Source organism: Streptomyces sp. CB01373, from assembly GCF_002803075.1.
Classification (GTDB): domain Bacteria; phylum Actinomycetota; class Actinomycetes; order Streptomycetales; family Streptomycetaceae; genus Streptomyces.
In genome coordinates this window covers 72255-84100 of record NZ_NNBK01000014.1, presented here as the reverse complement: position 1 = coordinate 84100, position 11846 = coordinate 72255, and the positions used below count along the sequence as shown (strand labels likewise).

The following is an 11846-nucleotide window of genomic DNA, read 5'->3' as shown; positions in this document are numbered from 1 at the left end:
ATCTCCGGGCGCCCCTTCGCCGTATGCGGGCGCCGGTGCTCGTACCGGGCGCCCCGCGCCGTGCGCGGACCTGTGTGCGGACCTCGGGCGCTCAGCGCTCCCGGCGCACCGACAGCAGGTCCTCCAACTGCTCCTCACGGGCCTGCGCGGCCACGAACAGCAGCTCGTCACCCGCCTCCAGGGAGTCCTCCCGGGACGGGGTGAGCACCCGGGTGCCGCGGATGATGGTGACCAGCGAGGTGTCCTCGGGCCACTCGACGTCCCCGACCTGGGTGCCGGCCAGCGCCGACTCCTCCGGCAGGGTCAGCTCCACCAGGTTGGCGTCGCCGTGGCTGAAGCGCAGCAGCCGTACGAGGTCACCGACGCTCACCGCCTCCTCGACCAGCGCGGACATCAGCCGCGGCGTGGACACGGCCACGTCCACGCCCCAGGCCTCGTTGAACAGCCACTCGTTCTTCGGGTTGTTCACACGGGCCACCACCCGCGGTACCCCGTACTCCGTCCTCGCCAGCAGGGAGACGACCAGGTTCACCTTGTCGTCGCCCGTCGCGGCGATCACCACGTTGCAGCGCTGGAGCGCGGCCTCGTCCAGCGAGGTGATCTCGCAGGCGTCGGCCAGCAGCCACTCGGCCTGCGGCACGCGCTCGACCGAGATGGCGGTCGGCGCCTTGTCGATGAGAAGGACCTCGTGGCCGTTCTCCAGCAGCTCGCCCGCGATCGAGCGACCGACCGCGCCGGCACCGGCAATGGCGACCCTCATCAGTGACCGCTCTCCTCTTCCGGGCCCTCGGCGAACGCCGCCTCGACCTTCTCCACGTCGTCCGTCCGCATCATCACGTGCACGAGGTCGCCCTCCTGGAGCACGGTCTGCGAGCTCGGCAGGATCGCCTCGCCGAGGCGGGTCAGGAACGCCACCCGGACGCCCGTCTCCTCCTGGAGCTCGCTGATCTTGTGGCCCACCCACTTGGGGGAGGCGTGCACCTCGGCGAGCTGGACGCCGCCGGTGGGGTCGCGCCACAGCGGCTCGGCGCCCGAGGGCAGCAGCCGGCGGAGCATCTGGTCGGCCGTCCAGCGGACCGTGGCCACGGTCGGGATCCCCAGGCGCTGGTACACCTCGGCGCGGCGGGGATCGTAGATACGGGCCGCGACGTTCTGCACGCCGAACATCTCGCGGGCCACCCGGGCCGAGATGATGTTCGAGTTGTCCCCGCTGGAGACGGCCGCGAAGGCACCGGCCTCCTCGATGCCCGCCTCGCGCAGGGTGTCCTGGTCGAAGCCGATTCCGGTGACCCTGCGGCCACCGAACCCGGGGCCCAGCCGGCGGAAGGCGGTGGGGTCCTGGTCGATCACGGCGACCGTGTGCCCCTGCTGCTCCAGGGTCTGGGCGAGAGCGGAGCCCACTCTCCCGCAGCCCATGATGACGATGTGCACGACCGTCCTTCCGATGTCAATAGCGACTGCTCAGCCCCATCAGGGTCTCAGACAGAGGGACAAGCTACACATGCCCGGTCCGGGGCGGGCACCCCCTGTCGCGTCCTTAACGCCTCCGCGGCGCGTGGCGCCTCACTCGGCCCCAAGGCGTCCCACTCGGGTCCGCTCGGTCTCGAAGGGCCGGCGCCGAGTGATGCTGCGCACGCTGCGCAGGGTCAGGAATCCGAGGCCGAGCAACGCGGCGGCGGCGCCGATCAGCTCCGCGGTAGGGGGCACGGGACCTCCGGGGGGTCGGCGGGGAGCGGGGTCGAGACATCTAGGCACGACACACACCCCGCCTGCGGAATCCGCAGGGTCTTCGGTACCGGAATTCACTCGTGAGGCAGATCTGGACCGGCGGGTGCACGACCCGGGGGGCTAAGGCCTACGATGCTCTGTTGTGTCCAAACTGACCGACGTGCCCAAACGTATTCTGATCGGGCGCGCACTGCGCAGTGACCGGCTGAGCGAGACGCTCCTGCCGAAGCGCATCGCCCTACCCGTCTTCGCCTCCGACTCGCTGTCCTCCGTGGCCTACGCGCCCGGCGAGGTACTGCTGGTCCTGTCCGTCGCCGGCGTGTCGGCGTACCACTTCAGCCCCTGGATCGCGGTCGCGGTCGCCGTGCTGATGCTCACCGTGGTCGCCTCCTACCGGCAGAACGTGCACGCCTACCCGAGCGGTGGCGGCGACTACGAGGTCGCGACCACCAACCTCGGCTCCAAGGCGGGCCTGACCGTCGCGAGCGCGCTGCTGGTCGACTACGTCCTGACCGTCGCCGTCTCGATCTCCTCCGGCATCGAGAACCTCGGCTCCGCCGTCCCCTTCGTCGTCCAGCACAAGGTGCTGTGCGCGGTCGCGGTGATCGTGCTCCTGACAGTGATGAACCTGCGCGGGGTGAAAGAGTCGGGCACGCTCTTCGCCATCCCCACGTATGTGTTCGTCTCCGGCGTCTTCATCATGATCGTGTGGGGCGCCGTCCGCGGACTCGTCCTCGGCGAGACCATGCGGGCGCCGACCGCCGACTTCCACATCAAGGCCGAGCACCAGGGACTGGCCGGATTCGCCCTCGTCTTCCTGCTGCTGCGCGCCTTCTCCTCCGGCTGCGCGGCGCTCACCGGTGTCGAGGCGATCTCCAACGGCGTCCCCGCCTTCCGCAAGCCCAAGTCCAGGAACGCGGCCAGCACGCTGGCGATGATCGGCCTGCTGGCCGTGACGATGTTCTGCGGCATCGTCACCCTGGCCATGACGACCGGCGTCCGCATGTCCGACAACCCGGCCGCCAACCTCCTGAACAACGGCGTCCCGGTCGGCCCGGGCTATGTGCAGAACCCGGTGATCTCCCAGGTCGCCGAGGCCGTCTTCGGCAAGGGCAGCTTCCTGTTCCTCATCCTGGCCGCGGCGACGGCGCTGGTCCTGTTCCTGGCCGCCAACACCGCCTACAACGGCTTCCCGGTGCTCGGCTCGATCCTCGCCCAGGACCGCTTCCTGCCCCGCCAGCTCCACACCCGCGGCGACCGGCTCGCCTTCTCCAACGGCATCGTGCTGCTCGCGGGCGCCGCCATCCTGCTGGTCGTCGTCTACGGTGCCGACTCCACCCGGCTGATCCAGCTGTACATCGTCGGCGTGTTCGTGTCCTTCACGCTCAGCCAGGTCGGCATGGTCAAGCACTGGAACCGCCACCTGGCCACCGAGCGGGACCCGGCCAGGCGCAGCCACATGATCCGCTCCCGCGCCATCAACACCTTCGGCGCGTTCCTCACCAGCACCGTGCTGGTCGTCGTCCTCGTCACCAAGTTCACGCACGGCGCCTGGGTGGCCCTGCTCGGCATGTGCATCTTCTTCGCGACGATGACCGCGATCCGCAAGCACTACGACCGGGTCACCGAGGAGATCGCGGCCCCCGACGGCCCGGACGACGACACCGTCCGGCCCTCCCGCGTCCACTCCGTGGTCCTCATCTCCAAGATCCACCGTCCCACCCTGCGGGCCCTGGCGTACGCCAAGCTGATGCGCTCGGACACCCTGGAGGGCCTCACCGTCAACGTGGACCCGGCCGAGACCCGGGCGCTGCGCGGGGAGTGGGAGCGGCGCGGCATCGACGTACCCCTGAAGGTGCTCGACTCGCCCTACCGCGAGGTCACCCGCCCGGTCATCGAGTACGTCAAGAGCCTGCGCAAGGAATCCCCGCGCGACGCCGTCTCGGTGATCATCCCCGAGTACGTCGTCGGCCACTGGTACGAGCACCTGCTGCACAATCAGAGCGCGCTGCGCCTGAAGGGCCGGCTGCTGTTCACGCCGGGCGTGATGGTCACCTCGGTGCCCTACCAGCTGGCCTCCTCCGAGGCGGCCAAGCAGCGCGCCCGCAGGCGCCAGGAGTGGAGCGCGCCGGGTGCGGTGCGGCGCGGCCCGGCCCAGGAGCGCCCGAAGGAGCCGAAGGAGTCGCCGGCGGCCAAGGGCTGACCGGCTTCCGCTCGGCGCCGCACCTGATGGTGAACGGCCGGATGGCACCCACGTAGACTGGTGGGCTGTTGTCCGGCCGTACGCCTTTCCCGATCTGGAGTCACCCCACCATGCACGCAGAACAGAAGAACTCGCGGGTGGGCCAGGAACAGGGCCCCTCGCTGGTGGGGCAGGAGTACGAGGTCGAGATCGGCCCCGTCGCCCACGGCGGCCACTGCATCGCCCGTACCGCCGAGGGCCAGGTGCTGTTCGTACGGCACACGCTGCCCGGCGAGCGGGTCGTGGCACGGGTGACCGAGGGCGAGGAGGGCGCCCGGTTCCTGCGCGCCGACGCGGTACGGATCATCGACGCCTCCAAGGACCGTGTCGAGGCCCCCTGCCCCTACGCGGGCCCCGGCCGCTGCGGCGGCTGCGACTGGCAGCACGCCAAGCCGGGTGCCCAGCGGCGGCTCAAGGGCGAGGTGCTCGCCGAGCAGCTCAAGCGCCTCGCGGGCCTCACGCCCGAGGAGGCCGGCTGGGACGGCACGGTGATGCCCGCCGAGGGCGACAAGCTGCCCGCGGGCGAGGTCCCGCAGTGGCGCACCCGCGTGCAGTACGCGGTCGACCCCGCCACGGGGAAGGCCGGCCTGCGCCGCCACCGCTCGCACGAGGTCGAGCCGATCGATCACTGCATGATCGCGGCGGCCGGGGTGAGCGAGCTGGGCATCGAACGGCGCGACTGGACCGGCATGGAGTCCGTGGAGGCGATCGCGGCGACGGGCTCGCAGGACCGCCAGGTGATCCTGACCCCGCGCCCGGGCGCCCGCCTGCCGCTGGTGGAACTCGACAAGCCGGTCTCGGTCCTCCGCGTCGACGAGAAGACCGGCGGCGTCCACCGCGTCCACGGCCGCCCGTTCGTCCGCGAACGCGCCGACGGCCGCACCCACCGCGTGGGCGGGGGCGGCTTCTGGCAGGTCCACCCGAAGGCGGCGGACACCCTGGTCACGGCGGTCATGCAGGGCCTCCTGCCCCGCAAGGGCGACATGGCGCTCGACCTCTACTGCGGCGTCGGCCTCTTCGCCGGCGCCCTGGCCGACCGCGTCGGCGACAAGGGCGCGGTCCTCGGCATCGAGTCCGGCAAGCGCGCGGTGGAGGACGCCCGGCACAACCTCGCCGACTTCCCCCGCGTCCGCGTCGAACAGGGCAAGGTCGAGTCCGTCCTCCCGCGCACCGGCATCACCGAGGTCGACCTGATCGTCCTCGACCCGCCCCGAGCGGGCGCCGGCCGCGCCACGGTCGCCCAGCTCGCGTCCCTCGCCGCCCGCCGCATCGCCTACGTCGCCTGCGACCCGGCCGCCCTGGCCCGAGACCTGGCGTACTTCCGCGAGGGCGGCTACCGGGTGCGGACGCTGCGGGCGTTCGATCTGTTTCCGATGACGCATCATGTGGAGTGCGTGGCGATTCTTGAGCCGACTGCTAAGGGCGTCTGACCTGCGGTTCAGTAGTAGCGTCGGCGGGTCTCGACCTGTTTCGCTATATCCAGCAGGTCGAAACCCTCGGACCCGCTTCACCTGCAGGTTAGTGCTGGAGTGACTGGTGGGAGCGGCTGCGTGATGCCCGGTCGTCGGGACTCTTGACGCTCATATGACGCACTGCCCCAGTCGGCTAGGCCGACTGGGGCAGTGCGTTGCGATGCCTGTAAACGGCCTCGCCGGGGAGCCGCTGACATGGCTCTGCGCCGACCAGCATGAGTGATTTCTGTGGCCAGCCACTAGGAAAGTCGGGCTGGACAGGATTTGTCTAAGCAGACTTAGACACACTGTGGTCGATCCAGGCTGGTGGGGAGTTCCGGTGGATGAGAGGGTGCTTGCCAAGCCCGAGGACGTGGTCGACCGTGATCGTGAGTGGGATCTGCTCACCGAACTTGTCACGGACCCGGATCCGGCGATGCGTCTGGGGATCGTGTCGGGGCGCAGGCGGTACGGGAAGTCGTATCTCCTGCAGGCGCTGTCGGAGCGCGTCGGGGGTCTGTACGTCACCGCGGTCCGGGAGGAAGGGCGGCTGCCGGCGCTCCAGCGGTTCAGCGGTTCAGCGACGCCATCGCGACCCACGCGGGTCTCCGGCCCGGCACGCTGCGGTTGACCGACTGGCGTGAGGTCCTGTCCAACGCCCTTGATGTCACTGCGCGTTCACAGACACCGTTGTTGGTGATCGACGAGTTGCCGTATCTCCTCCAGCGCTCTCCCGAGATCCCTGGCCTGCTCCAGCAGCTCTATGACGAGCGTCAGCGGGGCACCGGGGCCGGACCTGGAGCGCGGGTGATCCTGTGCGGGTCCGCGACGAGCGTCATGCACGAACTGCTGTCGGGAACGAAGCCGTTGCGCGGCCGTGCGGTGATCGACCTGAGGCTGGGGGCCTTCGACTACCGGGCCAGCCGTGCGTTCTGGCAGATCGAGGATCCGCTGACCGCCCTGCGGGTGCACGCCGTCCTCGGTGGCGCTCCCGGTTACCGGCCGGTGGCGGCCCGCCCGCACCCGAGCGACGGCTTCGCCGCCTGGCTGACGCGGACACTCCTGGACCCGGGGCGGGCGGTGTACTCGCGCACGGAGACGGAATATCTGTTGCGTGAGGATCCTCGGATCACCCAGCACAGCCTCTACTACGACATCCTCACCGCGATCGCCCAGGGCGCCTCCACCCCCACCAAGATCGGCGCGGCCCTGGAACGGCAGCGCAACGCGGTCACCCACCCGCTCGACGTCCTGGAGTCCACGGGCTACATCCAGCGCGAGCAGGACATCCTGCGTCCCCGCCACCCCGTCATCACCCTGGCCGACCCTGTCATCCGCTTCAATCAGCTGATCACCCTGCCGCAGGCGGCCACCGTCGAACAGGGCTTCGCCGAAGAGGCGTGGCAGGCCGCCGCGCCGACCTTCAACTCGAAGATCCTCGGCCCTCACTTCGAGGACCTGGCTCGCGCCTTCACTCGCCGATACGCCCACGCCCTGCTTTCCGGCGGCCTGCCCGGCCCGGTCGGCACCACCGAGGTGGCGGACCCCGCAGCCCGCACCAAGCACGAGGTCGACGTCATCGCCCTGGCCCTGGGCGAGCGCCCGCAGGCTCCTCGCGCCCGGATCGCCCTCCTCGGTGAGGCCAAGGCCACCGTCGCCCGCCGCGGCACCGGGGACCTGCAACGCCTGGAGCACATCCGCACCTTGCTCACCGACCAGGGCTACGACACCACGGGCACCATCCTGACCCTGTTCTCCCTGCACGGGTTCTACCCGGATCTGATCGAGTCCGTGGCCGGCCGCGAAGATCTGCTCCTGGTCGACCTGGCGACTCTCTACGGGATTGGCTAGCCACCAGTCCTGTCGTGATGTCTTCGGCAGCCCCAGCGGCGCGATGGGGCGTGCCTGCGCACAGCGTCGGCGGAGGCGAATGGTCTGCCGCAGCCGGTTCAGGCAGTCGTGGCGACGCCGACGCCGATGAACAGCCGGCCAGTCGGCAGCCTCCAGTGGTGGCGGACCACCGGGTGGGTGAGGAGCGCGCGTGGGACGGGACAGACCACGCGGAAGCCGCGCAAGCCGGGGATTCGGTGGCATGCGCCCCGCCCACGAACGCACCCGTACGTCCACGGCGTTGCACGGTGCGACGCTAGAGGTACGACGTGATCACCACGACCGAGACGAGTTCTCCGGCGGCGGAGCGGCCGGGCCATACCGGCCAAGTCCCTTCGCCTTCGTGTGGAACGACACCAGATTGCTTCCGGTCGCATCAGCGACGGCACGTATGTGGCCGTCGCTGATGGACTCGCATGCGCCGTCGTTCTGCTCCTACCTGCCGCCGTACGCGCCGCAGCTCAACCCGGTCGAGGGCATCTGGTCCCTGCTCCGCCGGCGCTGCCAGGCCAACACCGCCTTCACCGACCCCACCCACCTGATGCGCGCCCTCCGGCAAGGACTGCGCCAGGTCCAGTACCAGCCCGACCTCATCGACGGATGCCTTGCCGGCACCGGACTCACCCTGACGAGACCACGCCTACAGTGAGGAGAAGCCCTTACGTGACGCCGGACCGGACAACAGCGCCGTCTGCTCGGCGTAGTTCTCCGGCTGCCAGAACAGCATAGGCAGCGCCGAGGAAGAGCACGCCTGGGATGGCGAGCATGGTGCGCTGATCGCTCTCCAGGACATCTTGGTAGCGGCTCTGGGAGATCTCGACCGTGCCGCGCTCATGGGGCGTCGTGTCGAAGGCGACATAACGGCCGTCCCTTACCTCGGCTGACTGAAGGTTCCCCTCTGTTGCCGTGCTGAAGACCAACAGCACCACACCCCACAGGGCCAACGCTCCGAGTGTCATCTGCACCTTGCCGGGCAGGCACCGGAAGGCCATCCATATCGCATGCTTGTCCGCGCTCCTCATGATCAGTCGGACCAGAGCAGATGCAAAGGTCAAGAAGAGCGATACAAAAATCGCGGCCGCCAACCATCTCGCGCCTGTGAGCGGCAAGGCCCCGGGCAGCCACGTGAGCGTGGCCAGCACCAAGAGCGTGGTGCCCAGCCCGGCTGCAACACCACCGTGCAGCTTGAAAGTCCACCCCATGCTTCACAGCGTGTCACAGAGTCCGGTCAAGGTCGTTGCCGTGCACCCTGTGCGCACCTCAGCAAACGGCATACCGCAGGGATCACGAATCGTCAGTTTCTCTACGACATCACGCCAACAAGGTCGGTAATGACCCGGCACGGGCGCGTCGCCCGCACCCCGGTCAGCCCACGCGACCCCGCCGAACCTGCTGCGATCCTGGCTGAACGAACGCGCTGGACGACGCGGCGACCCCTTGTTCTGTACCCGCACCGGACGGCGCCTCAGCCGCGACGCCGTCGCCCAACGCCTGAGCACCCACGCGCAGGCCGCCGCACAAGCCTGCCCGTCCCTGCTCGACAAGAGCATCCACCCGCACGTCCTACGGCACAGTTGCGCAATGTCGCTGCTGCAGGCCGGCGTCGACACCACGGTCATCGCGCTCTGGCTCGGCCACGCCGGCGTCCGCTCCACCGACGCCTACGTCCACGCCGACATGACCATCAAGGAGCAGGCGCTCGCCCTGACCGCACCGGTCAGCGCGAAGCCGGGCCGCTACCGCCCCAGCGACAACGTCCTCGCGTTCCTCGACAGCCTGTGACTATGCCGAAGCGCCTTCTCAGCGCGCCATCGCGAGATCCAGTTGCCGAGCCTGCTCTCGAACCCGGACCGCCCAACCGATCCCGGAACCAGCCTTTGCCGGAGCCACCTGGACATCGTGCAGGCCAGCCTGGGCAGAACCAGGCTGGTCTGGCCAGCGCACCTCGGCACCTGCCCGTTCAGCCAACACCAGCATTGTCGCGATGAACTCGTCAGACAGCGCCTCCAGAACGGGATGATTCGAGCTGTCACGCCAGGCGAGCAGGGCGCCGACGAACGCTGCCAGAGAATCCGGAACTACTTCGGCCTCATCCTCTTCCATCGGGCCGATCCCCGACGGCAGACCGAGCACCTCTGCAAAGACCGCCGTCTGACCCAGGAAGAGCGCCGACGCACCGTTCGACGGATTCCACAGGGTCGCATCCCCCAGCGAGAAGTACTGGCTCATCAAACGCCTCTCCGCTGGTCCAGTTGCCGCACCGCGAGCAATCCTAGGACCCAGCCGGCATCAGATCAGCATAGTCGCGGGCTCGGCATAGATCGATGAGCTGGGATATATGGAACTGGACCGCCACGGCGCCGAACTGCTATTCCAGGTTCTGACCGAGCGGGAGGAGAAGAACAGCGTCGCCATCGCCTCGAACGAGTCCTTCGGAGGCTGGACCAAGACCTTCACCGACCCACGTCTCTGCGCGGCCATCGTGGACCGCCTCACCTTCAACGGCACCATCATCGAGACCGGGACCGACTCATACCGCCTTGCCAGCACCCGGGCACGGGCCGAAGAGCCTGCCAAGACCGGCTGACTCCAGCGGGCTCGGCACCGCTGTTCCCGGCAGGATTCTGGCGGGTCACACTGCCGGTCGGGGCACTTCTGGTTCCAGCGCGTCCGTGCCAGCCTGGGCGGTCGGTGACTTGACCGGCTAGCAGACGGGGGGAAGCGTGGGAGACGTTGCGGTGCAGGTGGACAGTGTCTTCGACGGCCGGTTGAAGTGGCGTTCTGGCTACCTCATCCGCAGGGCCCGCCGGCGAGGCCGGACCGACCTGCTGATCCAGGTGGACCTGCGCGACCCTCCCGGCAGCATGTCACCCAAGTGGTGCCTGGTGTCCGTCACGGAAGGCGAGCGCCAGTTCTGCAGCGTGGATCGGAGCACCCTCAGAACGGTTCGCTTCGTCCCTCTTCTTCCAGGCCCGCACTCACTACGGCTTGAGGTTCTTCGAACCCGCAGGCGACGTTCCACACGAGTCGAGCGGACGGTTGTGCTCGGCCAGGGAGACATTCTGCTGGCGACCTGCGACCCGGTTCAGCCGAACGTCTTCTACCGGCGCAGTCCCGAGGCGGACACATGGAGTCTGCAGATCCTTAAGTAGCACCACATCGGCCGCATATGTCTCACACCTGCCGCTACCTGCTTCGACGGCCCACTGCCCTGACGGGCAGTGGGCCGTCCCGCGTTCGCGGACTCGACAGTGCCGTCATTTCTCGTCGACATTCACGAGCTGGCTGATCGACAACTGACTCCGGAACCGGGCGACAATCGCTGTTCCTTGAGATGAACGAAGCCAACCCACAGATCACCGGCCACGGTACTCACCAGCCGCACCGGGGCGGGTCGTCCTGCCAAGGGCGCGGGGGCCTGCAGGAATCCGAGGTAGCCGTGACGCTCGTTTGACGCCCCGGCCCTTGCGGGGCACCTCGTGACACTCGCGTCAGAGCACCCGCGGCCCCCCTGGCCCCGATCCGCCCTGTCCTGGTTCACCCAGTTCCGCAGGCCCTCCGGGGCTCACCCCGATCTCCCGGGCAACCTCTGTCACCGTCTTCCCCGACGAATGGACAAGCGCGACCGCGTCCCGCTTGAACTCGGCCGTGTTGAGTGGGCCGCCGCTCGTACCGACTCTGACGATCATTTGCTGGTCCAGCTGCTCGCGCTCAAGACGTGCCAGCGCATGGGGTCTTCCCGAAGCTGGACGAGATTCCCGACACGGTTGTCGACTTCGTCCGCCGCGCGGTCGACCTGCCGGGGTCGGGGGCGCGACGAGCGGCATACACGGTCGTGGACGATGAGGGTGCCGGACCGGTCCGTTTCGGCCCGGAGGGTCCGGGTTGCGGGCTATCGTCTGACGCACAGTCTTAGCGCTTTGAGGGGGACGGATGACGGGCGTCGAGGTCGCGGTCGGGTATGTCTTCGCATGGCTGGTGCGCAAGGCCAGGCCCGTGGCGGCAAGAGCGGACGCGGAGGTCGACCGCGGCCTGGACGCGGGCATGGACCGCCTGCACGACCTGGTGAGCCGCAAGCTCGGTCGGGACCCCGCGTTGGAGCGCGCCGCAGAGGAGGCCGTCGCCGAGCCGGGACAGCTCTCGAAGCGGACCCGGCAGCGGCTGGTGTTTTCCCTGGAGGACGCCGCCGAGCACGACCCGGCCTTCGCCCGGGCCCTCACGGCCCTGGTGGAGCAGCTGCAGGCCGCCGGGCCGGCCGCCGCCGCGGGCGCGGTGTTCGCGTCCGACCACAGTCAGGTCGTCACCGGCCCGATGTCTGTGACGGCGACGGGCGACCGCTCGATTGCCGCAGGGCAGATCGGCAGCGTGACGATGGGTCCCGCGCCGGACCCTCAGGTGCCGGGTTCGGCTCAGGGCTGATCGCACCCGGAGTCGGCTCCACCAGCCCGCACCATGGCGGGGGTTCCGCCATCTCTGCCGTCGGCGGCGTCGCCGCCGCCTCGATCGACAGGCTCGAATACCACCGCCACGAGCAT

General features: G+C 69.2%; 9 protein-coding genes and 3 pseudogenes. 7 read left to right on the top strand and 5 right to left on the bottom strand.

The features are described from left to right. Window positions 1-91 precede the first annotated feature (91 nt). The 3 genes from CG719_RS23415 to CG719_RS35910 form a co-directional block, all read right to left on the bottom strand. Complete coding sequence (locus CG719_RS23415) at window positions 92-760, bottom strand: potassium channel family protein (protein WP_100570644.1); 669 nt, start codon at window positions 758-760, stop codon at window positions 92-94. Then, on the bottom strand, window positions 760-1431 hold the full coding sequence (locus tag CG719_RS23410) for a potassium channel family protein (RefSeq protein WP_100570643.1): 672 nt from the start codon (window positions 1429-1431) through the stop codon (window positions 760-762). Before CG719_RS23410 ends, CG719_RS23415 begins: the two co-directional genes overlap by 1 nt. A 132-nt stretch (window positions 1432-1563) precedes the next feature. Next, on the bottom strand, window positions 1564-1707 hold the full coding sequence (locus CG719_RS35910) for a hypothetical protein (RefSeq protein ID WP_199836750.1): 144 nt from the start codon (window positions 1705-1707) through the stop codon (window positions 1564-1566). Window positions 1708-1870: 163 nt separating this feature from the next. On the opposite strand from CG719_RS35910, the gene CG719_RS23405 reads away from it, so the two are divergent. The 4 genes and pseudogenes from CG719_RS23405 to CG719_RS35220 form a co-directional block, all read left to right on the top strand. After that, window positions 1871-3931 (top strand): APC family permease, encoded by a 2061-nt coding sequence (locus CG719_RS23405; RefSeq protein ID WP_100570642.1) that lies wholly within the window; start codon window positions 1871-1873, stop codon window positions 3929-3931. 110 nt (window positions 3932-4041) lie between these two features. Continuing rightward, window positions 4042-5400: a class I SAM-dependent RNA methyltransferase gene (locus CG719_RS23400; RefSeq protein WP_100570641.1), complete on the top strand. Its 1359-nt coding sequence runs from the start codon at window positions 4042-4044 to the stop codon at window positions 5398-5400. Between the two features lie 361 nt (window positions 5401-5761). Then, window positions 5762-7272 (top strand): annotated as a pseudogene (locus CG719_RS23395) (AAA family ATPase). Window positions 7273-7690: 418 nt separating this feature from the next. Continuing rightward, window positions 7691-7960, top strand: a pseudogene (locus tag CG719_RS35220) (transposase); the annotation flags it as partial. A 10-nt stretch (window positions 7961-7970) separates the two neighbouring features. Here the strand turns inward: CG719_RS35220 and CG719_RS23385 are convergent. Then, window positions 7971-8513 carry a hypothetical protein gene (locus CG719_RS23385; RefSeq protein ID WP_100570639.1) on the bottom strand — a complete coding sequence of 181 codons (543 nt, stop codon included), beginning with the start codon at window positions 8511-8513 and terminating at the stop codon, window positions 7971-7973. Window positions 8514-8700: 187 nt separating this feature from the next. Between CG719_RS23385 and CG719_RS23380 the strand changes: the two genes are divergently transcribed. Next, window positions 8701-9093 (top strand): tyrosine-type recombinase/integrase, encoded by a 393-nt coding sequence (locus CG719_RS23380; protein ID WP_100570638.1) that lies wholly within the window; start codon window positions 8701-8703, stop codon window positions 9091-9093. A gap of 18 nt (window positions 9094-9111) precedes the next feature. Here CG719_RS23380 and CG719_RS23375 read toward each other — a convergent pair whose 3' ends face one another. Then, window positions 9112-9540, bottom strand: a complete 429-nt coding sequence (locus tag CG719_RS23375; RefSeq protein ID WP_100570637.1) for a DUF6086 family protein — start codon at window positions 9538-9540, stop codon at window positions 9112-9114. 91 nt (window positions 9541-9631) lie between these two features. Between CG719_RS23375 and CG719_RS23370 the strand changes: the two are divergent. Both CG719_RS23370 and CG719_RS23360 read left to right on the top strand, forming a co-directional pair. Then, window positions 9632-9898 (top strand): annotated as a pseudogene (locus CG719_RS23370) (ATP-binding protein); the annotation flags it as partial. 1346 nt (window positions 9899-11244) lie between these two features. Then, a complete protein-coding gene (locus CG719_RS23360) occupies window positions 11245-11730 on the top strand; it encodes a chromosome partitioning protein (RefSeq protein WP_100570635.1) in 486 nt (161 codons plus the stop codon). Window positions 11731-11846 lie beyond the last annotated feature (116 nt).